At 70.0% G+C, this 25,926-nt stretch carries 19 protein-coding genes and 1 pseudogene; 11 read left to right on the forward strand and 9 right to left on the reverse strand.

Translation table 11 applies throughout. The annotated features are described in order from the left end of the window. The first annotated feature begins 106 nt into the window (after nt 1-106). From LHJ74_RS32085 to LHJ74_RS32095, 3 genes are read left to right on the forward strand one after another with little or no spacing between them, the layout of a single operon-like run. The gene (locus LHJ74_RS32085; protein WP_260221818.1) at nt 107-1,084 is read left to right on the forward strand and encodes a glycosyltransferase family 2 protein; all 978 of its coding nucleotides are present in this window, start codon (nt 107-109) and stop codon (nt 1,082-1,084) included. Continuing rightward, on the forward strand, nt 1,084-2,445 hold the full coding sequence (locus LHJ74_RS32090; RefSeq protein ID WP_260221819.1) for a polysialyltransferase family glycosyltransferase: 1,362 nt from the start codon (nt 1,084-1,086) through the stop codon (nt 2,443-2,445). The genes LHJ74_RS32085 and LHJ74_RS32090 overlap by 1 nt, the downstream gene beginning before the upstream one ends. Further along, on the forward strand, nt 2,442-3,602 hold the full coding sequence (locus tag LHJ74_RS32095; protein WP_260221820.1) for an acyltransferase family protein: 1,161 nt from the start codon (nt 2,442-2,444) through the stop codon (nt 3,600-3,602). The genes LHJ74_RS32090 and LHJ74_RS32095 overlap by 4 nt, the downstream gene beginning before the upstream one ends. Here LHJ74_RS32095 and LHJ74_RS32100 read toward each other — a convergent pair. Continuing rightward, a complete protein-coding gene (locus LHJ74_RS32100; RefSeq protein ID WP_260221877.1) occupies nt 3,592-4,098 on the reverse strand; it encodes a gluconokinase in 507 nt (168 codons plus the stop codon). The genes LHJ74_RS32095 and LHJ74_RS32100 overlap by 11 nt on opposite strands. Nucleotides 4,099-4,231: 133 nt before the next feature. Here LHJ74_RS32100 and LHJ74_RS32105 point away from each other — a divergent pair, with 133 nt between their 5' ends. Then, nucleotides 4,232-4,933 (forward strand): FadR/GntR family transcriptional regulator, encoded by a 702-nt coding sequence (locus tag LHJ74_RS32105; RefSeq protein ID WP_260221821.1) that lies wholly within the window; start codon nt 4,232-4,234, stop codon nt 4,931-4,933. A gap of 111 nt (nt 4,934-5,044) precedes the next feature. Here LHJ74_RS32105 and LHJ74_RS32110 read toward each other — a convergent pair whose 3' ends face one another. Further along, nucleotides 5,045-6,559 carry a GntP family permease gene (locus LHJ74_RS32110; RefSeq protein ID WP_260221822.1) on the reverse strand — a complete coding sequence of 505 codons (1,515 nt, stop codon included), beginning with the start codon at nt 6,557-6,559 and terminating at the stop codon, nt 5,045-5,047. A 169-nt stretch (nt 6,560-6,728) separates the two neighbouring features. After that, complete coding sequence (locus tag LHJ74_RS32115) at nt 6,729-8,162, reverse strand: amidase (protein ID WP_260221823.1); 1,434 nt, start codon at nt 8,160-8,162, stop codon at nt 6,729-6,731. Nucleotides 8,163-8,399: 237 nt separating this feature from the next. Between LHJ74_RS32115 and LHJ74_RS32120 the strand changes: the two are divergent. Continuing rightward, nucleotides 8,400-9,234 (forward strand): annotated as a pseudogene (locus LHJ74_RS32120) (endonuclease/exonuclease/phosphatase family protein). Between the two features lie 215 nt (nt 9,235-9,449). On the opposite strand, the gene LHJ74_RS32125 reads toward LHJ74_RS32120, so the two are convergent. Beyond that, nucleotides 9,450-9,698, reverse strand: a complete 249-nt coding sequence (locus LHJ74_RS32125; RefSeq protein ID WP_260221824.1) for a DUF397 domain-containing protein — start codon at nt 9,696-9,698, stop codon at nt 9,450-9,452. Then, nucleotides 9,691-10,575 carry a DUF5753 domain-containing protein gene (locus LHJ74_RS32130; RefSeq protein WP_260221825.1) on the reverse strand — a complete coding sequence of 295 codons (885 nt, stop codon included), beginning with the start codon at nt 10,573-10,575 and terminating at the stop codon, nt 9,691-9,693. The genes LHJ74_RS32125 and LHJ74_RS32130 overlap by 8 nt, the downstream gene beginning before the upstream one ends. Before the next feature lie 202 nt (nt 10,576-10,777). Here LHJ74_RS32130 and LHJ74_RS32135 point away from each other — a divergent pair, with 202 nt between their 5' ends. The 6 genes from LHJ74_RS32135 (at nt 10,778) to LHJ74_RS32160 (ending at nt 19,355) form a co-directional block, all read left to right on the forward strand. After that, nucleotides 10,778-11,179 (forward strand): ATP-binding protein, encoded by a 402-nt coding sequence (locus tag LHJ74_RS32135; protein WP_260221826.1) that lies wholly within the window; start codon nt 10,778-10,780, stop codon nt 11,177-11,179. A 264-nt stretch (nt 11,180-11,443) separates the two neighbouring features. Beyond that, nucleotides 11,444-11,617 (forward strand): FxLD family lanthipeptide, encoded by a 174-nt coding sequence (locus LHJ74_RS32140; protein WP_260221827.1) that lies wholly within the window; start codon nt 11,444-11,446, stop codon nt 11,615-11,617. Nucleotides 11,618-11,700: 83 nt separating this feature from the next. Continuing rightward, a complete protein-coding gene (locus LHJ74_RS32145; RefSeq protein WP_260221828.1) occupies nt 11,701-14,772 on the forward strand; it encodes a lantibiotic dehydratase in 3,072 nt (1,023 codons plus the stop codon). Next, the gene (locus tag LHJ74_RS32150) at nt 14,769-16,043 is read left to right on the forward strand and encodes a lanthionine synthetase C family protein (RefSeq protein WP_260221829.1); all 1,275 of its coding nucleotides are present in this window, start codon (nt 14,769-14,771) and stop codon (nt 16,041-16,043) included. The genes LHJ74_RS32145 and LHJ74_RS32150 overlap by 4 nt, the downstream gene beginning before the upstream one ends. Before the next feature lie 23 nt (nt 16,044-16,066). Continuing rightward, nucleotides 16,067-18,148 (forward strand): methyltransferase, FxLD system, encoded by a 2,082-nt coding sequence (fxlM, locus tag LHJ74_RS32155; RefSeq protein WP_260221830.1) that lies wholly within the window; start codon nt 16,067-16,069, stop codon nt 18,146-18,148. 97 nt (nt 18,149-18,245) lie between these two features. Beyond that, nucleotides 18,246-19,355: a hypothetical protein gene (locus tag LHJ74_RS32160; RefSeq protein ID WP_260221831.1), complete on the forward strand. Its 1,110-nt coding sequence runs from the start codon at nt 18,246-18,248 to the stop codon at nt 19,353-19,355. An 83-nt stretch (nt 19,356-19,438) separates the two neighbouring features. On the opposite strand, the gene LHJ74_RS32165 is transcribed toward LHJ74_RS32160, so the two are convergent. From LHJ74_RS32165 to LHJ74_RS32180, 4 genes are all read right to left on the reverse strand, one after another. Beyond that, nucleotides 19,439-21,019: an acyl-CoA mutase large subunit family protein gene (locus tag LHJ74_RS32165; RefSeq protein ID WP_260221832.1), complete on the reverse strand. Its 1,581-nt coding sequence runs from the start codon at nt 21,017-21,019 to the stop codon at nt 19,439-19,441. A gap of 423 nt (nt 21,020-21,442) precedes the next feature. Next, the gene (locus tag LHJ74_RS32170) at nt 21,443-22,807 is read right to left on the reverse strand and encodes a hypothetical protein (protein WP_260221833.1); all 1,365 of its coding nucleotides are present in this window, start codon (nt 22,805-22,807) and stop codon (nt 21,443-21,445) included. Then, nucleotides 22,807-23,550 (reverse strand): RNA polymerase sigma factor, encoded by a 744-nt coding sequence (locus LHJ74_RS32175; RefSeq protein WP_260221834.1) that lies wholly within the window; start codon nt 23,548-23,550, stop codon nt 22,807-22,809. The genes LHJ74_RS32170 and LHJ74_RS32175 overlap by 1 nt, the downstream gene beginning before the upstream one ends. A gap of 579 nt (nt 23,551-24,129) precedes the next feature. After that, entirely contained in the window at nt 24,130-25,740 is a 1,611-nt protein-coding gene (locus tag LHJ74_RS32180; protein WP_260221835.1) for a beta-N-acetylhexosaminidase, read from the reverse strand. Between the last annotated feature and the right edge of the window lie 186 nt (nt 25,741-25,926).

A 25,926-nucleotide genomic window follows, 5' to 3' on the forward strand; every position in this document is an offset into this window, starting at 1 on the left:
AACCCGCCCTGGAAAGACGCTGGTTCACCATTCCGCCATCCGTCGTTCACCTCTGGGTACACCGCAGGTCAAGACGAATGCCGGGCGGCGGCCTAATGTCACGCGGGTGGTCAAGCTCTCCGTCATCGTGCCGTTCTACAACGTGCAGTCGTACGCCCCGGACACTCTGAGAAGTCTCCGGCTCAACACCCGGGCGGATTTCGAATTCATCCTCGTCGACGACTGTTCGACAGACGGAACCCCGGAGATTCTGGAGCGCGCGGAACGCGAAATCCCCGGAGCCGTGTTCGTGCGGCACGAGAAGAACGCCGGACTCGCGACGGCCCGCAACACGGGTCTTGACGCGGCCGGCGGCGAATTCCTCACCTTTCTCGACGGAGACGACTGGCTGGCGCCCGGCTACTACCGTGAACTGGTGGACAGCATCGAGTCGCTGGGCTGCGATTTCGTGCGCACGGACCACGTGCAGTGCACCTCCCGGGCCCGCACGCTCGCCCGCGTCCCGCACGGCCGCCGCGGCGTCTCCCTCGACCCGCGCGACGCGATCCTGCCCCCCGACCGCACCACCTCCGTCGACTACGCCTACGCCTGGGCGGGCATCTACCACCGCAGGCTGCTGGACGAGGGGCTGCTGCACTTCACCGACGGACTGCGCACAGCGGAGGACCGGCCGTGGATCTGGCGGCTGCACCGGGAGGCGAAGTCCTTCGCGGTCGTCGGCCTGCTGGGCGTCTTCTACCGGCGCGGTGTCGCCTCGTCGCTGACCCAGATCGGCGACGTGCGGCAACTGGACTTCATCCGGGCGTTCGACCAGGTGATCGAGGAGACCTCGCGGGACCGGGCGGCCGACGTGCTGCTGCCGAAGGCCGTACGCACCTACTGCGCGATCATCTCCCATCACCTGAACAGCGGAAGGTTCGAACCGCAAGTGGCACGCAGACTGCGCGCCATGAGCGCCGGCGCGCTGCGGAGGATGCCCTCCGACGTGCTGACCGCGGCGCTGGACTCGATGGACGTACAGCGTGCGTCCAAGCTCCGGCGGCTGCGCCGACGCCCCACGTCAGCCGGGGAGACCGCTGCCTGATGCGTACACAGATCTTCCTCGCCTCCACCCTGTACGGCGCCGCCACGCTGGCCGCCGCGCTGGACGCGGGCTCCTTCGAGCCAGCCGACCGGCGTCTGCTGCTGGTGACCAACAACGCGGCCACCCCCGAGACGACAACGCCGCTGGACCGCATGGCGGGCTTCGAGCGGCTGCGCGGACGCTTCGACCGGGTGCTGTCCTGGAACGACGCGATCCGCCCCTTCCACCCCGCCGGCTGGTCTCCACGCGCGGACGACGTGCCGCTGTGGGAGCGGCATCTGCGGCTGCTGTGGGGGCTGGGTGAGCCGCACCAGGACACGGTGGAGCTGGTCGTCGAGTCCCTCCAGGTCAACCCGGCGCTGGCGCTGACCCAGCTGTTCCCCGAATCCCCCGTCGACGTCTACGCCGACGGCCTGATGAGCTACGGCCCGACCCGCAACAAACTCGACCCGCTGGTCGGCACCCGGGTGCGGCGGGTGCTGCACCTGGACCTGCTGCCGGGGCTGCGCCCGCTGCTGCTCACCGAGTTCAATGTGGCGGCGGAGGTGGTGCCCACCGAGGCGTTCACCGCCGTGCTGGCCGAACTGGCGAAGGACGCGCCGCCCGCCCTGACCGCCACGGTGGGCGCCCGCCCGGTGCTGCTGCTGGGCCAGTACCTCTCCGCGCTGAACATCCTCACCGGCGAGGAGGAGGAGCAGCTGCACGTACGGATGCTGCGCGGCGCCGCCGCACTCGGCCACCGCCGGGTGGTTTTCAAGCCGCACCCTGTCGCCCCCGCCCGCTTCTCGCGGGCGCTGGAAAAGGAGGCGGGTGAGCTGGGTGTCGAGCTGACGGTGCTGGACACCCCGGTCCTCGCGGAGGTGCTGTACGGACAGCTGCGCCCGGCGCTCGTCGTCGGCTGCTTCTCCACCGCGCTGATGACCGCCGCCGCCCTGTACGGCCTGCCCGTGGCCCGCAGCGGCACCGGCCAGCTGCTGGAGCGGCTGACCCCGTACCAGAACAGCAACCGGATTCCGGTCACCCTCATCGACGCGCTGCTGCCGGACATCGGGGACCCGGCGGCCGTCGAGTCCTGGAGCCCCGCGGAGGCCGGGCGGGTCACCGAGGAGATCACCGAGCTCGTACGGACGGTGGGCTTCTGCATGCAGGCGCAGATCTATCCGGCGCTGCGGGCGGACGCCGAGCGCTATCTGTCGGGCAAGCTCACGGACCACACCTGGCGCTACTTCAAGCGGCGCAGGCTGACGGCGCTGGCGCTGCCGGGTGCCGTGCCCTCGCAACTGGCATTCCTGCCGCGCAACCCCGTGGTACGCCGGGTGGCGCGCCGGGCGCGGGCGATCAAGCGCGGTGCGCGCCGGTGAGCGCTCCGCCTCAGGCGCGGCCGAGCCTCCCGTCGCCGAACCCCGGCCCGCTGCCGGAGGCCACGTCCGGTGACGCCGCCGCCGAGTCCGCCGCGGCGGCCCGCCCGGCGCACAAACGGCTGCGCGCGCTGGACGGGCTGCGCCTGGTGGCCGCGCTGATGGTGGCCTTCTACCATCTGGGCGGGCGGAACGGCGAGATATCGGTGGCCTGGGGCAGCTCGCCCGCGCAGCAGTTCCCGTCGCTGCACAAGCTGTTCGCGTACGGCCCGCTGGGCGTGCACATCTTCTTCATCATCAGCGGTTTCGTGATCTGCATGAGCGCCTGGGGGCGCGGCCCGCGTGCCTTCGTCGCCTCCCGGGTCTCCCGGCTGCTGCCCGCCTACTGGGCGGCCGTGCTGCTGGTGGCACTGGTGTTCGGACTGCCCTGGGTGGTCTTCGAGACGGTGACTCCCAGCGACCTGCTGGTGAACATGACGATGCTCCAGCAGCCGCTGGGCGCGGAGCGGGTGCTGGGGGTGTGCTGGACGCTCTGGGTCGAGATGCGCTTCTACGTGCTCTTCCTGGTGTTCGTCGTCTTCCCCGGCGTCACCCGGCGCCGGGTGGTGATCTTCTCGGGTGCGTGGCTGATCACGGCAGTGGTCGGGGAGGCGGCGGACTGGCCGCCGCTGGAGCTGGTGGTGATGCCGGAGTACGCGCCGCTGTTCATCGGCGGGATGGGCCTGTATCTGATCCACAGATTCGGGCACGACGCGACGGCCTGGGGACTGGTGGTGGCCAGCTGGCTGATCGGCCAGCACTACGCGGTGGCGAACCTGTGGCGCCCGGTGGAGGAAGCGGGCTTCGCCTACCGCAGCTCGGCGGGCATCATCGCCATCGTCACCCTCGGCTATGCGGTGGTGGGCGCGATCGCACTGGGCAGGCTCCAGTGGGCGAACTGGGGCTGGCTGACCGTCGCGGGCGCCCTCACCTACCCGTTCTATCTGGTGCACGAGCATCTGGGCTGGGTCGTCGTGCGGTTCCTGCACCGGGGGTTCGGGATGCCCGCCTGGGCTGTGCTGCCGCTGACGATCGGCGGGCTGCTCGTACTCGCCTGGCTGCTGCACCGGCTGGTGGAGCAGCGGATGACGCCCTGGCTGAAACGCGAGTTCACGCGCTGAGCGGCGGCAGGACCTCCAGTGCGGCGGCGGCCAGGGTGTGCGGTTCGGCCTCGACGGACACCTCGGCCCCCTGCTCGTCCGGTTCCAGCCGCTCCAGCGTCGCGTACTGCGAATCCAGCAGGGCGCTGGGCATGAAGTGGTCGCGCCGGGCGGCCAGGCGTTCGGCGATCAGCCCACGCGGCCCGGTGAGGTGCAGGAAGAACAGCTCGGGCGCGGCGGCACGGAGCCGGTCGCGATAGGCGCGCTTGAGCGCCGAGCAGCTCACCACGCCGCCGGAGGCGTGGCGCTCTGCCCAGTCGCCGATGGCGTCCAGCCACGGCGCGCGGTCCGCGTCGTCGAGCGGGGTACCGGCCGTCATCTTGGCGATGTTGGCCGGCGGATGGAACGCGTCGGCCTCGGCGTACGGAACGCCCAGTTCGGCGGCGAGCAGACGTCCGACGGTGGTCTTGCCCGTACCGGCAACTCCCATCACGACAACGACCCGGCTAGCGGACATCCTCACCCCTCTGCTCTCTCCTCCACCGGCTGAACCGCCAGGCGGATATACGTACGATGTATTTAACATGAGGTAGTAGAAAAGTAATACATAATGCTGCTACTGATTCGGGCCGCCCCCGTAGGCTGAGGACATGGAAACTCAGCGGCGGGGTCTGCACGGGAAGGTGCTCGCGTCCCTCGGGCCCGCCATCACCGGGGGCGAGTACCCCCCGGGGAGCGTGCTGCGCACCGACGAACTGGAGGCGCACTTCCAGGTCTCACGGACCGTCATGCGCGAGGCGATACGGGTGCTCGAATCCATGAACCTCGTCGAGTCGCGGCGCCGGGTCGGCGTGACGGTGCGCCCCACCGAGGAGTGGAACGTCTTCGACCCCCAGGTGATCACCTGGCGCCTCCAGGGTGAGGGACGGCCCCGCCAGCTGCGTTCACTGACCATGCTGCGCTCCGCCGTCGAACCGGTGGCCGCCCGGCTCGCCGCCGAGCATGCGACCGCCGGGCAGTGCGCCGAGCTGACCGAGCACGCGCTCGGCATGGTCGCCACCTCTCGCGGCCAGCAGCTTGACGCCTATCTGGTGCACGACATCGCCTTCCACCGCGTGGTGCTGCGCGCCTCGGGCAACGAGATGTTCGCACGGCTGGGCGATGTGGTCGCCGCCGTGCTCACCGGACGCACCGAGCACCAGGTCATGTTCAGCGACCCCGACCCGCCCGCGGTCACCCTGCACGTCCAGGTCGCCGAGGCCGTACGGGAGGGCGATGCGCCGCGTGCCGAGGAGCTGACCCGGCGCATCGCCGTCGGCGCGATGGCGGAGCTGGACGTACTCGCGCCCTGACGCTGCGCCCGCGGCTTCACGCGGTACTCGGGCAGGGGTGCACCCCCGCCCCGGGGCGGGGGCAGGGGTGCACGGGAGGGCCGCCCCTGGGGACGGAAAGGGCGGCCCTGGTCAGACAACCGCCCACAGCCCCAGTGCGAGGACGAACGCGGAGAGCCCGAGTGTCGTCTCCATGACCGTCCAGGTCTTCAGGGTGGTCTTCTCGTCCATCCCGAAGAACCTGCTGACCAGCCAGAAGCCCGAGTCGTTCACATGCGAGAGCACCGTGGCACCGGCGGCGATGGCCACCACCAGGAGCGCGATCTTGAAGTCGCCCAGCTGGGCTTCGTTCGCCGCGGCGGCGATCAGTCCGCCGGTCGTCGTCAGCGCCACCGTCGCCGAGCCCTGCGCGACCCGCAGCAGCGTGGCGATGATGAACGCCTGCAGGATCAGCGAGATCCCCAGGTCCGAGAGCGAGGAGCTGAGCGCGCTGCCGATGCCGCTGAGCTCCAGCACACCGCCGAACATGCCGCCCGCGCCCGTGATCAGGATGATCGTGCAGATCGGCCCCAGAGCCTCGTCGATGATCTTCTGTACGCCCGCCATCGAGGTACGGGGGCGCCCCAGCACGAGGATCGCCACGATGACGGTGATCATCAGCGCCACCGGCGTCGCGCCCAGCAGGCCGAAGAAGGAGACCCAGCCCTGGCCCTCCTCCAGCGCTCCGGCCGTGACCAGCGTGTCCAGCACGGTGTCGCCGGAGATCAGGAGCAGCGGGATGAGCAGCAGGAGCAGGACGGTCAGGAACTCGGGCGGGCTCTCACCGAGGGCCGGAGCGGTGGGGGCGCCGCCGCCCTTCTTGGCTGCTCCGCCCTTCGTTGCGGCTCCGCCCTTCGTTGCGGCTCCGCCCTTGGTTGCGGCTCCACCCTTCTCGGCGGATTCCGCCGCCTCCGGGGTGCGGCCGAGTTCGTCCCGTGCCTCACCGAAGACGACGTTGGCCACCGGCACGTCCACCCGGGCACCCAGGAAGCGGGAGACCAGATACACGCCCACATACCAGGCCACCACCGCGATCGGGAGGCCCACCAGCAGCGTGACCCCGATGTCGCCGCCCAGCTGCTCGGCCGCCGCGACCGGCCCCGGGTGCGGGGGAACGATCGCGTGCATCGCCGCGAAGGCTCCGGCCGCCGGGAACGCGTAGAAGATCAGCGACCCGCCGAACCGTCTGGCGACGGTCAGGATGATCGGCAGGAAGACCACGAGCCCGGCGTCGAAGAAGATCGGGAAGCCGAAGAGCAGCGCGGCCACGCCGAGCGCGAGCGGCGCCCGGTGTTCCCCGAAGCGGGTGATGAGCGTGTCGGCCAGCACCTGGGCGCCGCCGGTAACCTCCAGCAGCCGGCCGAGCATCACGCCGAAGGCGACGAGCAGGGCCACCGAGCCGAGCGTGTCGGCGAAGCCGAACATCAGCACATCGGGGATGTCAGCGAGGGGGAAGCCGACCGCGATGGCGGTCACCACGCTGACCAGCACGAGCGATACGAAGGCGTGCAGCTTCACCTTCATGATCAGGAACAGCAGCAGCACCACGGCACCCGCGGCGATCGACAACAGTGTGGCCGTGCCGTAGACCGGCTCTATCGCTTCCATACGCACTCTCCATACCGATGGCCTGAACCGGACGTCCGACGGAAGTTACGCCCACAGGTAGTACCTATTCAAGAGGTGAGCAGAAAACGTCATACGATAGCGCTGTTGATCACGCGTACCGCAGTCGCTTACCGCGCCTTCCGGCGGTCGGCGAAGCACCCGCACGCGCTCAGAGACGCTCCGCCGAAGCTTCCGGCCAGCGCGTGAACCAGCGCTGGTCAGCCTCCAGCTGGGCTGCCAGCGAGATCAGCAGCGGCTCACTGCCCGCCGGTCCGAGCAGCTGGGCGCCCAGCGGTAGCCCGGATCGGGTGAAGCCCGCCGGGACGTTGACGCCCGGCCAGCCCAGCACGTTCCACGGCCAGGCGTACGGGCAGTGCGCGATCATCGCCCGGTCCGTCTGCCACGGGGAGAGGCGGGCCAGGTCACCGATCCGCGGCGGCGGAGTCGCCGTGGTCGGCACCAGCAGCACGTCGTACCGGCGGAAGAGCGCACCCACCCGCCGCCGCAGCGGCGCCTCCGCGCCCCGCGCCAGCCGCAGCACCGGGCCGCCGAGCAGCCCACCCGTACGCGCGGCGCCCCGCGTCCGGACATCCAGCAGCGCACGGTCGGGCACCCGCCGCGTCCACTCCCGCACACCCGCCGTGGCGCGCGGCACGAAGCTCAGACCCACCATCCCGTACGCCGGATCGGCCTCCGCCACCTCGTGCCCCAGCCCCGCCAGCCGCTCCGCGAGCGCGGTGACCTTCGCCCGTACGACCGGGGCCAGCGTCTTCGGGGTGCCGGTGAAGGCCATCCGGAAGGACAGCGCGACACGCAGCCGCCCCGGATCACGGCCCGCCGCCGCCGCCACGTCCACCGGCGGCGGACGATGCAGATCACCCGCCGCGCTGCCGCTCGCGGCGGCCAGCAGCAGCGCCGCGTCGGCGACCGTACGGGCGAGCGTGCCGTGCACCGTGATGCCGTGGAACGCCTCGGCATCCGGCCAGCTGGAGATGCGGCCGCGCTGCGGCTTGATACCGACCAGATGAGTCCAGGCCGACGGTATCCGTACGGAGCCCGCGCCGTCCGAGCCGAGCGCCCCCGCGACCAGCCCGGCCGCCACAGCCGCCGCCGAACCGCCGGACGAGCCGCCCGGCGTGTGCCCGCGCGCCCACGGATTGCGGGTCTCGCCGAAGGCGGGGCCCTCGGTGAACGGCCACTGGCCCAGCTCCGGGGTGTTCGCCTTGCCGACGATGACCGCCCCGGCCGTACGCAGCCGCCGCACCGCCTCGGCGTCCGCCGTGCGGCGCGGGAAGTCGCCGGGGCAGCCGAACGCGGTGGGCTCACCGGCAACGTCCGTGTCGTCCTTGACCGCTACCGGCACCCCGAGCAGCGGCGCCCGCTCGCCCGCCGCGAGCCGCAGGTCGGCGGCGTCCGCCTCGGCGAGGGCGGCCTCGTGGCGCACCACACGGAAGGCGTTGAGCGCGGGCTGTGCGGCGTCGATGCGGGCGAGGGCACGCTCGGTGAGGGCGCGCGAGGTCACCTCGCCCGCGGCGAGGGCACGGGCCTGGGAGACGAGGGTGCGGGGCTCTTCCGGTGGGGGCGGGGGTACGGGCGCGGGCACGGTGCACCATCCCAGCTACTCGCGGGTAAGTGCATTCATCCTGGCGGCGTTGGCGTGTGCCCGCAATGCCCGTGCGCACCTGCCTGCCCGATCCGCTTCCGGTGCTCCGGGTGCGCCCCTGGTCAGCAATCGGCGCCGGTCATCAAGAGGCGGGAACGAGACGAGATCCAGTTGCTTCCTTTCCCTGCGGATCACGCCCCGGCATGCTGGCGGCTTCATGGAAGAGGGGAATTGCGGATGCGTGTGGTGACGTGGAATCTGTGGTGGCGGTTCGGGCCGTGGGAGCAGCGGCGGGAGGCGATCCTGTCGGTCCTCGACGGTCTGCGGCCCGATGTGGTCGGCTTGCAGGAGGTGTGGGCCCGTGGTGAGGAGAACCTCGCTGCGTGGCTGGCCGAGCGGCTCGGCATGCACTGGACCTGGGCCGCGTCGGACACGCCGGAGCGGTGGCAGAAGCGCATCGGGGATTCCACGGTCGGTATCGGTAACGCGGTGTTGAGCAAGTGGCCCATCGTGGGCCGTGACGTCGTGCGGCTGCCGTCGGCAGGCGGGCAGGACGACGGACGGCTCGCCCTGCACGCACTGCTGGACGCCCCCGGGCAGCGGGTGCCGTTCTTCACCACACACCTGAACCACGCCGTCCACGAGTCGGCGGTGCGATGCCCGGCAGGTCGCCGTCCTGGCCGAGTTCGTAGCAGCCCGCCGCAGCGCGGGATCCTTTCCCCCGGTGGTCACCGGGGACTACAACGCCTGGCCGGACTCGGACGAGATGCGTCTGCTCGGCGGCTACAAGACCGCACCCGCCGTCGCCGGTCAGGTCCTCATCGACGCCTGGGAATACGCCGATCCGGCGGCGCCGTCAGCCACCTGGGACGCGGCGAACCCTCTCGCCGCCCGCACCTTCGAACCGAACGTGCGATGCGACTACATCCATGTCGGACTGCCCGGTCCCGATGGCCTCGGACGTGTCTGCTCAGTGCGACGCGCCGGCGATGCTCCCGTCGGTGAGGCATGGCCCTCAGACCACACCGCGGTCGTCGCCGACCTGGCATTGGACACGGCCGCAGTCCCCTGATGCTGCCTTGTCCACGCCGACGCCCATGCCGACGGAGAACCAGTCGGTCACGGTGGACCGAAAACATTGAGATATCAGACCTGTTCGCAGACCAGCCCACGGCGAAGTTCCGCTGCCTCCGCCGAGGGCGGGGAGGCAGCAGGGCTACTCAATGAGAGTGAGCACGCGGAACTCAGCGTCAGGCAAATGCCCGTTGAGCACCCCAGGTGCTCTTCTCATTCGCCAGGTATGAGGCCCGGCTGGTTGTCCTGAACTCCCCTGCAGTAGGCGTCGTACTCCGAGTCCGTGAGAGGAATTATCCGATCCTTCAGGACGGAGTGCCGCAGTACATAGCCCAGTCCCTTGACTCGGGTCACCTCCAAGCAGTCATTGGGACTCCCTCCGGAGAAGGTGGACTTGGTCCACTCAGCCTCTGAGAGGTCTGCGGCCAGCAGGGCTTCGAGGGTCTTGATCTTGTCAGTCACGTGCTGTCTCTTTTCGCTTGCTGGCGATCAGCTCTAGCGAGGACATCTCATCCAGCGCCACGCTCCGGAGGGAGTCCACCGCAACGCGGATCTCTCGGACCTCCCCAGGCTTGTCCTTGAAGTCCATCCCAGTCATCTGATCGAAAGCGACGACGGGACTCCCACCCTCACCCGCGAATTCCAGCAAGGTGAACATGTAGGTCAGGGTCGTAGGCGCTGTGAACGGGATGATGCGGAACTGCACTCGCCCCGAACGACCATCCTCGGCCAGGGCATCGAGTTGTTCGAGCATGACGGTTGGCCCACCAACCATCTGCGCCAGGGCACCCTCGGAGAAAATGGCCTCAACCTGAGGAGCCGGCTCCTTGTCGAAGATCTTTCGACGCTGAGACCGCATCGACGCTGAACGGCCGGCGTCGTCCCGCGTCATCACGGTCCCAGAGAACGGCAGCACCTGGGACTGCGCGTAAGCCGGAGTCTGGATGAGTCCGGGCAGAACGTTGCCTGCCAACGTCGTCATCTTGGTCGCAGCGTCCTCGTGCGCCACAAACTTGATCAGCGAGTCGGATACGACGCCCCTGAATGCGTCCCACCACGCTCCCGTGATGGCCATGCCTTCACTACGCATGGCAGAGAGGGTCGCCTGCGTAACTTCGTCCATGGACAGGGTCCGGCAGATGATGGGCCATTCCGCATCGGTCGGCCAGCTAAGCCCACGCTCCAGGCGGGAGTACCGGTTGTACGACTTCTGCTTGAGCGCCCGCGCGACGTCGATCTGCTGCACCTTCTTGCCTGTGACGCTACTGGCCTCACGAGCGGCTCGCAGCGCCTTGCCGAAGCGGGTGCGGGCAGCCGCAGCCGCCAGGTTCACTCCCACGGCTTCCTCCCTCTGCCCCTGACCAGTCACGTGCAGCGTAGCGCGAGCACGCACGGTGACGGCACTTTCGAGGGTAATCCGGAGAACGGGGTTGCGTACGCAGATGCGTACGCACCACACTCATCATCACGCACCGACCGATACACGTTGCGGTGTGTGATCGTCATGCGTGGCTGGCCGTAGCCGCGCGCTGGAGGCTGCCATGCGCACGACCGACAAGCCAGGCCAGACCTCAGCGGCGAGAGAATTCGACCGCGAGGCCAACACCGTGCCCATGGCGCGTAGTTGGGTCACGAGCGTCTACGCCGACTTCGACGCCTCAAAGGAGGTGGTGGACGTATGTGCACTCCTGGTGAGCGAGGTGGTGACGAACGCCGTGGTCCACGGCAAGGGAGAGAAGTACGTCGTAGTGGTCTGCCCCGACTTGTGGATCGAAGTCTGGGACGAGGCACCGGAGTTGCCGCACCGACGCGCCCACGCAGTCGACTCCACGTTCGGTCGCGGCATCGAACTGCTGGAGATGCTGGCCCCCGGCTACCAGGTGGTGCAGGACACCACTCGGGGCGGAAAGGAAGTGCGCTTCCTACCTCGGCGGTGGGAATGAGCGCCGAGACGAAGGGCTTCGCGCTCACAGAGGAGAACCGCGCAACGGCGATAGTGACTGGCCTTTTCTCCGTGCGGCGTGCCCGTGGCATGGCAGCGACCACGACTGGCTTCGACGTAGCACCTGAGTGTGGTGTCTGCGCATCCGGCTGGCAAAGCAACGGGCCAACCGGATGCAGGGGTCCCACACCCCCGCCGTGCGCCTGGCGTCACCAGAGGCGCGCGGTGTATGTCCGTAACAACCCTACGAGTCATAGGAGTTGACATGACACTCAGCAATGCTCCGGGTACCACGCAAGCTCACCCGCAGTCGAAGCCGACCGACGGCTTCGAACTGGATGTCGCTCTGCTGGAGGTGGCCGACACTGCCGGTCTGATCAACCTGACGGACGACGGCTGCGGCGAGACCTGCGGCGCCTGCACCACCAACGTCGCCTGACCCAAGGCACGTCATTCCAGGCCGGTGTCTTCGCGGTGCGGTCCGCGAAGACACCGGCCGTCGCCTGGACCACGGAGGTAGTGATGGCTTCGAGCACCTCGTTCCACGTCGGTGAGACCGCTCTCATCCGTGCGGTCGCCAGGGTGGAGCTTCCCGATTCCCCGTGTCCCGACCTCGATGACGCTTCTCCGAACGGTGAGACAGCCCGACTCGCGTGGTTGCGGGAAGCGTGGTCCGACAAACGCATTTCTGAGGCTCTGCAACATGCCAGCCCTGCTCTCGCCTCGCAGGTAGGCACCTTGATTTCCTCCGGCGCACCGGCCGCACGTGACGTGCGCCGCGCGGTCACCTCCGTGGTCCGCTACATGTTGCGCGCTGAGCACCGGGCGACACCGTTCGGTCTCTTCGCCGGCGTGGCCTCGGCCACCTTCGGGTCACGAGCGTGCGCGATGTGGGGCTCAGATCATACGGTGATCGGCCGTGCGAGCGCGGAGTGGCTGGCGGCCGTCGTCGAACAGCTTGAGTCGCACCGTGAGTTCCTGGGCCGACTCCTGGTGGTCGTCAACAACGCCGTCGCAATGCGCGGTGATCGGCTCATCGTGCCGTACAAGTCCAACCCCCAAGGCGACCGGACACGTGCAGTCGAGGCGTCCATCGGCCTGACCGTGCCAGTCCTGGCGGTCCTGAATGCGACCCGCGCGCCGACCCGCATCGGTGATCTCGCAGACAATCTCAATGCGGAATTCCCCGCAGCGGGACGGGACAAGGTGCTTCGTCTGGTGCAGGAGCTGATCGGGCACCAAGTGCTGATCACCAACTTGCGCGCACCGAGCACCGAAACCGACGCCTTGGGCTACGTGCTCGGCCAGCTCGACACCATGGACGCCGGCAGCGTGCCGTCGCTTGCCGCCACGATTCGCGAACTCCGCGATGTGCACGAGGGATTGCGGCGCTGCGACACCCCGGGTGGCCGTGACTGCGTCACGGCACGAATGCGGACTCTGATCCCGGACCTTCACCACCATCCCCTCGCTCTCGACATGCGCCTGGACGCTCGGATCGAGCTGCCCAAGGAGATTGCTCGCGAGATCGAGCGTGCAGCCGCCGTCCTGAGCCGGGTCAGTGCCCACCCGTACGGGACTGCCGCATGGAAGGCGTATCAGCGGCGGTTTTACGAGCGGTACGGCATCGGCACGATGGTGCCGCTCAAGGAAGTCGTCGCAGACAGCGGCACCGGATTTCCCGACGGATACCCGGCCGCCCCGACTGACGGACGCCGCTCGCGGATCTCCGCACGGGACGACACCTTGGTGCATCTCGCGCAGGCCGCCGTACTCGACGGCCGCGAAGAGGTGGTTCTCACTGACGAACTAATCGCGGCGATGGATCTGGGACCCGTCCACCCAAGGGTTCCCCCGCACCTGGAGATCGGTGTCCGGGTGCATGCCGGAAGCACCGAGGATCTGCAACACGGACGGTTCCGCCTGGAGGTCGTGAGCGTGTCCCGTGGCATCGGGGTCACCACAGGCCGGTTCCTCAGCGTGCTGGCCCCCGAGGATCGTGAGCGCCTGGCCCTGGAGCTGGCCGACCTGCCGACCGCTGATGTCGGCACCGTGCCCGCTCAGTTGTCCTTCCCGCCGCTGCTTCCTACGAGTGCCCACGTCACCCGCGCTCCACGGGTTCTGCCCACCGTGATCAGCGTGCAGGAACACCGGGCACCTGATGGCGATGTGCTCACGCCGAGCGACCTGGCAGTGGCGTGCGACGGTCGCCGCATGTACCTGGCTGCTCCCGAACGCGGGCACCGGATCGAGGCCGTGGGGATACACGCGTTGAACCTCAAGGAGCACACCCCGCCGCTGGTGCGGTTCGTCACCGAGCTGTCCCGCGCTCAGTGCGCGCAAGTCACCTTGTTCGACTGGGGTGCCGCAGGAGCGATGCCGTTTCTGCCTCGGCTGCGCTACGGGCGCACGGTGCTGACTCCTGCACGGTGGCGGCTGGAGGCATCCGAGTTGCCCGCCAGCGACCGCCCTCGGGCGGAGTGGCAAGCGGGCCTGGAGGAGTGGCGGAGCCGACGGCGGATGCCTCGGCGGGTCTGCGTGGCGGAGGGCGACCGCCGCCTGCTCCTCGACCTGGACCAGGCCGGGCACCAGGCCCTGCTGCGCCAGCACCTCAACCGCGCCCGGCTGGCCGTCCTTGTCGAGGCCCCGGACACCGACGCTTACAACTGGTGCGCAGGCCGCGCGCACGAGGTCGTCGTGCCCGTCAAGGCGACGCGGCCACCGGCGTGGCCGACCCTGCCGGCGCCCGCGCCGACACGCGTCTTCTCTCCGGCCCAGATCCAGACCCCCGGTGTCTCGTCCCTCCTCCTGGCCACCTTGTACGGCGACCTGCGCCGTCAGGACACCTTGCTCAGCCAGCACCTCCCGGACCTGTTGGATCGACTTGGCGGTCCGCTGTGGTGGTTCATCCGCTTCCGCGATCCTCACCAGCACCTGCGGCTGCGCATCGGGCTGCCCACTCCGGATGCCTTCGCCGAGACCGCCCGCACGGTCAGCACGTGGGCCGATGAGCTGCGTGCCGTCGGCCTGTTGTCAGACCTACGGTTTCCCACCTCGTACCGCGAGATGGGCCGTTGGGGCTCCGGCGCAGCGTGGGACGCCGCCGAGGAGGTGTTCCGCGCTGACTCGCGCGCCGTCCTCGCACAGCTCTCCCAGCCTCAGCGTCCGCATCAACGTGCCCTGGTGGCCGCGCACACCGTCGCCATAGCCACCACGTTCCTCGGGAGTACCGAGAAAGGGATGCGCTGGCTCATCGAACACATTCCCCCCACTGCGCCAGCACCGGTGCCGCGACCGCAGTTCACCGAGACCGTATGGCTGGCCGATCCGTCCAACGATTGGGCGGCGTTGCGCAGCGTTTCTGGCGGGCAGGCCATCGTGGAAGCGTGGGCGGATCGAGACGCGGCCCTGGCCGCCTACCTCCCTCATCTTCCCGGGCCGGACACCGAGGGTGTCGCCCTGGACGACGTCCTTTCCTCGCTGCTGCACGTCCATTTCGTACGGCACGTCGCGGTCGATTTCCCCGAGGAAGAAATCTGCCTCTATCTGACGCGCGCCGCCGCGCTGGCCTGGACCTCCCGGAGGGCACAGTGACCCACTCTCTCGCGCTCAAGGTAGCGGACGCCGTCGCAGACCTTCTCGCCGAGCCCGACACGGCTCACGTGAGTCCTCGCACGACAACCACGCACCGACAGCACCTCGCGTACGGGCCGACCGGGATCGCCCTCATGCACATCGAACGGGCCGCACGGGGCCTCGGGCCATGGCAGCGCGCCCACGACTGGCTCGCCGTCGCTGCCCGGAAGCCGTTCACCAGCGGACCGGACAGCCACCCCTTCTACGGGGCGCCCGCCCTTGCGCACACCGTGGCCTGCGCAGCCGAGCACCTCCCCGGCCCTTACCAGCGCGCTCTTGACACCCTGGACGCGCAGATCGCCACCGACATCGGTCGGCGCCTCGGCGCTGCGCACCGCCGCATCGACGCCGGCCTCCTGCCGCAGCTCGCGGAGCTTGACGTAATCCGTGGGCTCTCCGGCTACGGCGCCTATCTCCTGCGCCGCGACCCCGGCAGCGCTGACATGCGAACCGTGCTCGACTACTGCGTCCGCCTCACCGAACCGATCACCGACCGCGACGATGTCCTGCCGGGGTGGTGGACGGTGAGCGGGCCGTCCGGCCTGCCGGATGAGAGGTTCGGCGACGGACACGCCAACACCGGTCTCGCGCACGGCATCGGCGGCGTTCTCGCGCTCTTGGCGCTGGCCGCCCGGCAAGGCCCCCTCGTCGACGGCCACCACGGCGCCATGCGCACCATCCTGGCGTGGCTGGACCACTGGCAGGAGGAAGTCGGACACAGCCCCGCATGGCCGTACTGGATTACCCGCGCCGAACTGCGCGAGGGCCGGCCCACTCCGTCCGCCCCGCGCCGGCCGTCGTGGTGCTACGGCACTGCCGGGCTTGCCCGCGCCCAACAACTCGCCGCCCTCGCCCTGGGAGACACCCAGCGGCAGATCGAGGCAGAGAAGGCGCTCGTGGCAGCCCTGACCGATGCAGCGCAGCTCAAGGCCACCACCGACCATGGCCTGTGTCACGGCACCGCTGGCCTCGCCCACATCGCCGCTCGGATGTCCTCCGACGCCCACCCCTCGACCGCCGGGCAGCTCCGCGCCACGGCTCCGGCGCTCCTGAGCAGTATGTGCCCGCCAGGGACCGGTCCAGCGGGCATCGCCTTGACCATGCTCCACGACGAGGAAGCCGGTCCCGGCTTCCTCAACGGCGCCGCTGGCACCGCGATGGCGCTGCAAGCACCGGCCACCGCCGTCCCGCCCCACTCGGCGTGGGACGCCTGCCTTCTCATCGCCTGACCATCGCCGCCAAAGGAGCCGTCATGCCCCCGGACTGGCATCAGCACAACATCACCTTCGCCGACCGCGAGACCGCCAAGCGCGTCATCGCCGAGCGCCTCGGTCCCGCTCTGCTTGCGGCCCAGGACGCCGGGCAGCTCGCTGGCTGGTGGTTCATGAACAAGCAGCCGTGGCCCTTGCGCTATCGCGCCGCCGAACCGTCGCCGCTGGTCGAGTCGCTGCTCACAGACCTCGTCGACCAGGGCGCCGCCCACTCGTGGCTACCTGGCATCTACGAACCAGAGACCACCGCGTTCGGCGGCCCCAGGGCCATGGACGCAGCGCACGAGCTGTTCCACGAGGACAGCCAGCACCTGCTCACCTACCAGCCCGGCCCAGGACACCTGGGGCGCCGGGAGACCGCCGTACTCCTACTGAGCGCGATGATGCGGGCGGCTGGCCTGGACTGGTTCGAGCAGGGCGACGTCTGGGCGAAGGTCGCCGAACTCCGCCCGGCCAGCGCCGAGCCGCTCACCCCGGAGAAGGCGACCGCTCATGCCCCGGCCATGCGCAAGCTGATGACCACCGATGCCCACAGCCTGTGCCGACCGGACGGCCCGCTCGACGGGCACGCCGAGTGGGTGGCCGCTTTCGAGCGCGCCGGAGCCACGCTCGCGAACCTCGCCGCGGGCAACGGCCTGACACGCGGCCTGCGAGCCGTCATCACCCACCACGTGATCTTTCACGCCAACCGCGCAGGTCTCCTCCGGGATGACCAGCACGCCATCTCCCACATCGCACGAGAGGTAGTCATGGGATCGAGTGGCAACACCGCGTCGCCCAGCAAGGCCACGGCCGAGACCGATAGCGTCAAAATGGTGAACACTGACATGCTCGCCACCCCCGAGGCCGACGCCGAACGGCTCCGCAACGCCCTGGTCGACAAGATCCGCGAATCCGGGCACGCCCTCACACCCGCCGTCGAGACCGCGCTGCGCACCGTCCCCCGCCACCTGTTCGTGCCCGACACGCCACTCGAAGACGCCTACGCCAACACGCCGGTCAACATCAAGTACGACATCGACGGCACGTCGATCTCCTGCGCCTCCCAACCCAGCATCGTCGCCCTCATGCTGGACCAACTGGAGGTCCGGCCCGGTGATCGCGTTCTCGAACTCGGCGCTGGCACCGGCTACAACGCTGCCCTGCTCACCTACCTGACCGGCGAGACGGGTCATGTCACCACCATCGACGTGGACGACGACCTCGTGGAAGGTACCCGCGAGCATGTGGCCGCTGCCGGGTTCACCAACGTCGAGGCACTGACTCTCGATGGGGCTCTCGGCTACCCCGAAGGCGCCCCGTACGACCGGATCATCGCCACCGTCGGCGCACACGGCGTGCCGCACGCCTGGATGCAGCACCTGGCCCCCAACGGACGGCTCCTGGTCCCTCAGCGCCTCAAGGGCAGCGTGTCACGCTCCATCGCCTACGCGCAGCGCGACGGCCGCTGGACGAGCGTCAGCAGCAAGATGAACACCTTCATGCCGCTCAGAAGTGGCATCGCGGACGACGACCGCCGCGTCATCCCGCTCAGCACAGACGGCACCGTACGGCTCCAGGCTCCCGCCGGACAGCACATCGACGCTGAGGCCCTGGCCGGAGTGCTGGAGCAGCCGCGCACCGAGGAGTGGACCGGCATGATGGTCCGCGCCATGGAGTCGCCGGAGTGGATGGAGCTGTTCGTCTCCTGCTCCCTGCCCAGCGGTCTGATCCGCATGCTGTTCCCGAAGGAAGCCAAGGGCACCCTCCTCACCGAGGACCCCTACCCCTCGTCCACCGCGGCCGTCGACAAGGGCGCCATCACCTACCTTGCCCGCCGCCTGTCGCAGAAGACCACCCCCGAGGGCGGGAAGCTCTGGGAATTCGGTGTCATCGGCCACGGGCCCGGCAGCGACGAGCTGGCCGCGAAGGTCGCCGATCTGATCCGCAGCTGGGACCGCGACTTCCGCGAGCGCGAGGCCGCCTTCGAGATCCAGTCCCTCGATGCCCCCGCGATCGAGCAAAGGCCCGGCCTGTTCGCCATCGACACCCCACTGAACCGCATCGTCGTCGACTGGCAGTGAGCCCGTACCGTCTCGGCAAGTGGTCCCGCCAGCTGCGTCCAGCACCTGGTGGGGCCACCGGCTCGTTTCCCACCCGCACCATCGTCTGGGAGGACACGTGGACCAGCACGACCCGATAGCGAAGCGCTTCCCCCTCATCGCCCGATTCCGGCCGGCCTGCCTGCCACTGCCCGACCGCGTCCAGAACATGGTCGATCTCGCGGCCAAGGGGTTAGGCCAGAGCGACCAAGGCCTTGCGTCCGCCGTCTACAACCAATCGGCGCTGATCGCTTCGGATCTCGGGCTTCCCGAACTCGCCCGCGAAATGTGCCATCAGCACGCTGCCGCCTACCTGCACTCCAGCCCGCTGCCCGCCATGAGCGCTATTCGTGCGCTGGAACCCGTCGTCAATCTCGCCCGCCTGCAAATCCGGGCCGGCCGCACCGATGACGCTCGTCGGCGACTCCTGGACCTGTACGAAGCCGTTGACTCAGGCGCTGCCGCGGTCTTCGAGGGCATCGCCGTGCCGGCCGGCCTCACAGCGACGTCAGAGGATCGCCAGGAGGTGCGCGCCTGGCTGTGGCGTGTGCTCCTTGCCGACGGCACCCGGACTCTCACCACCACAGGACGCTGGAGTGAAGCCCTGGCCCACATCGAGAAGCACCGAGGAGTGGGCATGCGGATGCTGGACGGTCGCCAGGTCGCCGTTCTCGCTGCTCTCACCACGGGAGACACGGAGCGCGCCGACGGGCTCCTCGCCGACACGGCCGCCGGAGACCCATGGGAACAGATCGTCACCACCTGCCTGGTCGCACTGTGCCGCCGCGAAGCCGGCCAGCCGGTCGACGACCACCTGACCGAGTTAGTGGAGATCTATCTCGGCCGCGAAGCGGAGGCGGGCTTCACCGTCTTCGACATTCGCCTCGGCCTCACAGTCCTCGACGCAATCGGCTCAGCCGATCACGCCGCATCCTCCCGCCTTGCCGAACGCCTGGTGCACCGCACCACCGAGGCCCGGGACGGCTACGCGGCTCGCGAGATCCTCGGCCACCCACTGGCCGTCGCGCTTACCACGGAGCGGCAGGCACAGAACTGCGAGGAGGTGGTCCGTGTCTGCGCCCTGGGAGCGGGCACGGTCCCAGCCGAGCTGCACAGCGATCTTTCGGCCGCACTACGCACCAGTGAAGCCGTGATCACGCGTTCACTCACGGCGGTGGGAGAGCGCTGACGCGGCGGCCGGGCCAAGGTCGGCCGGGACCGCCGGACGGGCTGGAAGAATGCAGCCCGTCCGGCGATTGAGGACTCGGAGACTCAGAAGACGTCGGTGGGGACGTAGGCGCCCCAGATCTCCCGCAGGGCGTTGCAGACCTCGCCGACCGTCGCCCGCGCGCGCAGCGCGTCCCGCATCGGGTAGAGCACGTTCTCCGTGCCCTCCGCCGCCTTGCGCAGCTCCGACAGCGCCGCGTCCACCGCCCCCTGGTCACGCTCCGCCCGCAGCCTGGCCAGCCGTTCGGCCTGCTGCGCCTCGATCGCCGGGTCCACCCGCATCGGCTCGTACGGCTCGCCGTCCGGGCTCTGGAAGCGGTTGACGCCGACGACGACCCGTTCGCCGGACTCCTGCTCCTGCGCGATCCGGTAGGCGCTGCGCTCGATCTCGCCCTTCTGGAAGCCCTGTTCGATCGCGTCGACCGCGCCGCCCCGGTCCTCGACCTGGCGCATCAGATCCAGCGCCGCCGCCTCCACGTCGTCCGTCATCGCCTCGATGACATAGGAACCCGCGAACGGGTCGACGGTCGCGGTGACATCGGTCTCGTAGGCCAGCACCTGCTGCGTACGCAGCGCCAGCCGGGCCGACTTGTCGGTCGGCAGCGCTATGGCCTCGTCGTAGGAGTTGGTGTGCAGCGACTGGGTGCCGCCAAGGACGGCCGCCAGACCCTGCACGGTCACCCGCGCGAGGTTCACCTCGGGCTGCTGCGCGGTGAGTTGGACGCCCGCGGTCTGCGTGTGGAAGCGCAGCATCAGCGACTTCGGATTCTGCGCGCCGAACTCCTCACGCATCACCCTCGCCCAGATCCGCCTGGCCGCACGGAACTTCGCGACCTCCTCCAGGATCGTGGTGCGCGAGACGAAGAAGAACGACAGCCGTGGCGCGAAGTCGTCCACCTCCATGCCCGCCGCGACGGCCGTACGGACGTACTGGATGCCGTCCGCCAGCGTGAAGGCGATCTCCTGCGCGGGCGTCGCCCCCGCCTCCGCCATGTGGTAGCCGGAGATCGAGATGGTGTTCCACTTCGGGATCTCGGCCTTGCAGTATCTGAAGATGTCCGCGATCAGCCGCAGCGAGGGCTTCGGCGGGAAGATGTACGTACCGCGTGCGATGTACTCCTTGAGCACGTCGTTCTGGATGGTGCCGGTCAGTTCGGCCGGATCAACGCCCTGCTCCTCACCAACGAGCTGATACAGCAGCAGCAGGAGCGCCGCCGGAGCGTTGATCGTCATCGAGGTGGACACCTCGTCCAGCGGGATGCCGTCGAAGAGCACACGCATGTCGTCGATGGAGTCGATGGCGACCCCGACCTTGCCGACCTCACCGTGCGAGATCGCCGCATCGGAGTCGTGACCCATCTGGGTCGGCAGATCGAAGGCGACCGAAAGGCCCATCGTGCCGTTCTCGATGAGCTGCTTGTAGCGGGCGTTGGACTCGACGGCGGTCCCGAAACCCGCGTACTGGCGCATCGTCCAGGGCCGCCCCGTGTACATCGACGGATAAACGCCCCTGGTGAAAGGGTACGAGCCCGGCTCGCCCAGCTTCCCGGAGGCATCCCAGTCCTGGAGCGCCTCCGGGCCGTAGACCGGCTCGATCGGGCGGCCGGATTCTGAGTGGCGTGCCATGGAGTGTGCCTCCGTCTGTCGCGCGGGAATGAGGGTGCAGCCGCCACGGACTGTAGCTATCGGCATGCGCGCCGTGGGAGACCCACCGGCTGGGACGTTGCTCACAGCATGCCCCCCGAAACGACACGAGGCATGCGCGCGCCGGGGCGGAGAGGAGCGAAGCGGAGCGGCGGGGAAGGGCGCGAGACCCCGAGCGGGACATAGCCCCGAGCGGCGCGAGCGGGGCCGGGGACTGCAACCATCCGGGGGGCGACCCCCGTAACCCCCGAGCGGCGCGAGCGGGGCCGGGGGAACGTGCCCCGCCCGCGCCGTATGCGCGAACCCAGAGGTACGGGGGGAACCTCGGGTGTACCGCGCCGCCGATGACCAGTCGGCTCAACTACTACTGCGTCACGCGCAGCGAAAGTGTCACACCGGCCGTTCTCAGCCGTCCGGTGTGGCCGGATCGGTGGCATCGCCCGAGCCCGGCTCGCCGGTGGCGGTCGCGTCGCCGGTCTCGCCCGTGTCGCCCGCGCTACCCGCCGTGCTCGCGTCACCCGTGCCGGCGTCGGCGTTTCCGTCGCCGCCCTCGGTGGGCTGGGCACCGCCGTCGCCGCCCTCGGACCCCGCGCCGTCGGTGCCGCCCGGTGAGGCGGAACCGCCCGGACCGCCGCCACCGCCCGGGGTGGTACCACCGCCGCCGCCCGGAGTGCCGCCGCCGGGGCCCGCACCGTCCGTGGACCCGTTGCCCTTCTCGCCGGTGTCCCCGTCGCCGCCCTCCCCTCGGGAGCCGGCGGAGTCGCCGGAGCCGTCGATGCCGCCCGAGCCGCCGGAACCAGTGACGCCGCCGGAGACCGCGGAGCTGCCGAGCTGCGCGCAGTGCCGCCGTACCGCCGACTTGCCGCCCGCCGCACGCTCCAGCCTGCGACGGTCCTCCGCGTCCAGCTTCCCGGTCGCGTACGCCTTGCAGAGCGCGGCTATGACGGCCTTCGACTCCGCGTCGTCCGGCAGGTCCCCGCGGTTCCACTCGCCGGGCTGCGGGCTGTACTCGCCCTCACCGGAGCCCCGCCGCCCCTCGTCCCCGCCGGGCGCGTCGGTGCCGTCGCGGCCCTCCGGACCGGCAGGCGTGCTGCCGGGCCCTCCGGGGGAGGTGCTCTCATCCTTCGGGGAACCGGATTTGCGGCGGTCCCGGTCCGTCGACTCGCCGTCCCCGCTCTCGTACGGCGAGACGCTCACTCCCGGCTTGGCCGGGCTTCCTCCGCTTCCGGTACTGAAGGGGGTCGGCAGTACGCCCGCCCCGGCCGCCACCGCGACGCCGCCGAGCGCACAACCGGCGACCGCCATCGCGAGCCCGGCACGCAGCGGCCGCCCGGCGAGGCCGGGCAGCGCGCGGATGACGCGGCGGCCGGGGACTCGGGGCGATCCGGAGGAACGGACCGAAGCGATCGAGCCGCTGCGGAGCACGCCCGCCTGCGCGCTGCGGAATGCTGCGACGGCGGCGGCCTCGCCCGCCAGTTCACCGCTCGGTGCCCCGGTCTCGCTGTCGGTGACCTGACGCAGAAGTCCTTCGGCGGGAGCTGCGGACAGCGCGCCGAGCGCCTCCGCCAGCCGTTCGGCACCCTTCGCACTCCCGGCACCAGCGGCAGGCACGGCACCGTCGGAGGGCACCGCACCTGCGTCCGGGTGACGGTCCTGACCAGCGGTACGGCCGTCCGGGTGGCCGTCCGGGTGTGGGCCGTCGGCCGACAGACCGCGCAGCAGACGCTCCGCGGTCTCCTCGTCCAGCCATCCATACCGGTCGTCGGCCATCACGTTTCCCTCAGCGTTCGCGCGGCGTTGTGCGTCACACCGGGCGGCAGGTCACGCTGCTGCGGTGTGCGCGGTGAAGCGGAAGCCCCGCCGTCCCGCTCGTCAGCTCCGGCCGGTCTCTCCCCGTCACCGGACTGCGCTCCCCCCGCTGTTCCCCCAGTGGCTCCCCCACCCGCGTCGGCATCCGTTTCCGCTTCCGCGTCGAGCAGTTCGGCCAGTTTCCGGAGCCCCCGGTGCGCGGCTGTACGCACCGCTCCGGGCCGCTTGCCCAGCACCTGGGCGGCGCTCTTGGCGTCCAGCCCGAGCACCACCCGCAGCACCACCGCCTCCGCCTGATCGCGCGGGAGCGCGGAGATGGCCCGCATGGTCCGGCCGGTGCCGAGTGCCTCCAGCGCCTCGCCCGCGGTGTCCGCGGCGCCGGGCATCGCGACGAGTTCGCTGTCGTCGCCGCCGACGGCGGGCCGCCGTCCCCGCATCCGGATGTGGTCCAGCGCGCGGTTGCGGGCGATGCGGGCGGCCCAGCCGCGGAAGCGGTCGGCGTCGCCGTGGAAGCGGGTGAGATCGCGGGCTATCTGGAGCCACGCCTCCGAGGCGACGTCCTCGGCGTCTCCGTCCTGGACGAGGGTCCGGATGTATCCGAGCAGCCGGGGGTGCACGGTGCGGTACACAACGCGGAAAGCACTTTCGTCCCCGCCCTGCGCCGCGCACACCGCGGCTGTCAGCTCCGCGTCATCCCCGTGCACGCCCGTGTCCCCGCCCCAACTCCGCGACATCCCGATGAAATGCGTACGCACCGCGCCCCTGGCCGGGCGCAGTGTCCTGCCGCTGCTTGGTCGTCCACACCGGTCCATGGCTGACCGGTGCCCTCCGATACGCGATCGGTCCCGGCCGTACTCACCGGTCTGAATCGATCCGCATCGATGTTTGGCAACACGCTACGACCAAGAGTGCGTCCGCGTCCATGCCGAGGCCGATGGTCCCCAATGTCCCCCCTGGAGCCCCACCTGATGCACCGGCGGATGCACCGGCGGATGACCCGGCGGATGACCCGGCCGACGCCCCGTCTGATGAGCAGCCGGGGGCGCCGCGGGGTCCGCCGTCGGGTCCGCCGCCGGGAGCTCCGGGCCCTCCCCCGCACCCCCGTTCTTCCCGCGGTGAGCGGTGTGCTCCCCCCTTGGGTGGTCGGGGCGTAACAGAAAGCTGCGCGGCGACGCTGAGGGGAGTACGGACTTGCTGCTGGTCGGTATGTCCGTACGCGATGACGGCCGAGGTCTCTCCTGTGGGGGGTGGCGACCTCGGCCGTCGTCCTTTCCGGGCCCGCTTCACCCCTCCACGCGGTCGGCCAGCTTCGTGAACTGCTGCCAGCTCGGCTTGGGCGGGCGCGGATCCCACAGCTTCTGCGCGGTCGCGAAGAGCGGAAGCCTGATGCCGTCCGCGACCTGCTCGGTCGTCTGGGAATCCGCCAGATCGCACCAGACCGCGAACCGGCCGCCGAGGATGCGCTCCGGCCCGGCCAGCTTGGCGGGCACCGGCTCGGTGCCGCGCAGGACGGCCGGGGTCCACTCCCGGTAGATCCGCTCGCCGGTCGGATAGGTGAACTCGTTGGGCTCGCCGAGTACGTAGTACAGGTACTCGTCGTTGAGGTTGAGGACCGGCCAGCCCTCCTTCAGGTACTCGACCGGCTCGCGGGCCCCGATCTCCTTGCCCGTCCAGTAGGTCACCTCGCGCGGCTTGCTCGGGCGGACGGTGCCGCCCGGATGCATGCCGTCGTTCCACACCTGCGGCGTCTTCCCGTGCTTGCGGACGGTCTCCGCACGGTCGTTCAGCCAGGCGGTGGCCAGGTCCTGTACGTCGGCGTTCCCGCCGTGCCGCCGCTGGGCGGTGGCGGCGAGGTGCGGGTAGGCGGCTTCCGGGTCCTCGGCCGTCAGCGCCCGGTATTCGTCGCCGCCCAGATGCCAGTACTTGCCGGGGAACAGATCCGCGTACTCGTTCAGCAGTTCGTCGATGAGTTTCCCGGCGGCCGGGTCCGCGATGTCCACCGCGCCCGGGACCGGGGTGCCCGAGGCGTTCTTGAGCTGGAGTCCGGGGTGCGCCTTGAGCACCGCGCCCAGATGACCCGGCGAGTCGATCTCCGGGATCACCGTGATGTGCCGCGAGGCGGCCAGCTTCACGATCCCGCGGATCTCCTTCTTGGTCAGCCGCGGGTTGGAGACGATCTCGGGATGCGAGTCGCTCTCCACGCGGAACGCCTGGTCGTCGGAGAGGTGCAGCTGGAACTGGTTGAGCTTGAGATCGCCCATCTGCCTGATCCGCGCCTCGATCCAGTCCGCGCTGAAGTGCTTGCGCGCGATGTCCAGCATGAAGCCGCGCTGTGCCCGGTCCGGGTGGTCGCGGACGACACCGTCGGCGAAGGCGCCCCGGGCCCGTACGGTCTGGAGCAGCGTGCGGGTGCCGTAGAAGACCCCGGCGTCCGAGGAGCCGGTGATCCGCACCTGGCCGTCCCTGCTGGAGAGCAGATAACCCTCGCGCTTGATCTTCGAGTCGCCGGCCAGTCGCAGTTCGACGTCACCGGTGCGGGCCGGGCCCTTGTGGAAGGAGACCTTCAGCTCGCGGGCCAGCAGCCGCGCCTCGTCGGCCAGCGAGCCGTCCGGGTCGGCGACGATCCGGGTGCCGTCGCCGGGCTTCCAGCCCGGACCGCGTACCGGCTGCCAGTCGCGTACGGCGGGAATGACCGAGGGGGCCGGGCCGAGCCGCTGCGGCCCCTTGGGCGCGCTGGGTGAGGGGGAGGACGGCGCGGAGCTGCTCGGGGAGGCACCCGGTTTCGCCTCGCCCGAATCGTCCGGCAGTACGGACAGGGTGATCCCCAGCGCAGCGCCGCCCGCGACGAGCACGGCTGTGGAGATGACCAGGATCTTCGGCCAGTGAGGTCCCATGCGGCTACGTTATTGATCCTGGCGCCCGCGTAGTGACCCGGCAGGCGCGTTCGGGGTGTCGGCCTCGGCGGACGGGCGACGGCACCGCGGTGCCGGGCCTGCGGCTACGCCGTACGTGCCTGTTTGATCACACCTGAGCCCCCGGGACCATGAGCACGCCCGAGCGTCGCTACGATGGCCGCGGCC

Source organism: Streptomyces gossypii, assembly GCF_025165795.1.
GTDB classification, from domain to species: Bacteria; Actinomycetota; Actinomycetes; order Streptomycetales; family Streptomycetaceae; genus Streptomyces; species Streptomyces gossypii.

Coding starts and splice junctions, on each gene's coding strand:
- LHJ74_RS32165 (WP_260221832.1), bottom strand. CDS start 21,019: ATGGCACGCCACTCAGAATCCGGCCGCCCGATCGAGCCGGTCTACGGC.
- LHJ74_RS32140 (WP_260221827.1), top strand. CDS start 11,444: ATGACACTCAGCAATGCTCCGGGTACCACGCAAGCTCACCCGCAGTCG.
- LHJ74_RS32090 (WP_260221819.1), top strand. CDS start 1,084: ATGCGTACACAGATCTTCCTCGCCTCCACCCTGTACGGCGCCGCCACG.
- fxlM (WP_260221830.1), top strand. CDS start 16,067: ATGCCCCCGGACTGGCATCAGCACAACATCACCTTCGCCGACCGCGAG.
- LHJ74_RS32180 (WP_260221835.1), bottom strand. CDS start 25,740: ATGGGACCTCACTGGCCGAAGATCCTGGTCATCTCCACAGCCGTGCTC.
- LHJ74_RS32170 (WP_260221833.1), bottom strand. CDS start 22,807: ATGGCCGACGACCGGTATGGATGGCTGGACGAGGAGACCGCGGAGCGT.
- LHJ74_RS32135 (WP_260221826.1), top strand. CDS start 10,778: ATGCGCACGACCGACAAGCCAGGCCAGACCTCAGCGGCGAGAGAATTC.
- LHJ74_RS32100 (WP_260221877.1), bottom strand. CDS start 4,098: ATGTCCGCTAGCCGGGTCGTTGTCGTGATGGGAGTTGCCGGTACGGGC.
- LHJ74_RS32110 (WP_260221822.1), bottom strand. CDS start 6,559: ATGGAAGCGATAGAGCCGGTCTACGGCACGGCCACACTGTTGTCGATC.
- LHJ74_RS32145 (WP_260221828.1), top strand. CDS start 11,701: ATGGCTTCGAGCACCTCGTTCCACGTCGGTGAGACCGCTCTCATCCGT.
- LHJ74_RS32105 (WP_260221821.1), top strand. CDS start 4,232: ATGGAAACTCAGCGGCGGGGTCTGCACGGGAAGGTGCTCGCGTCCCTC.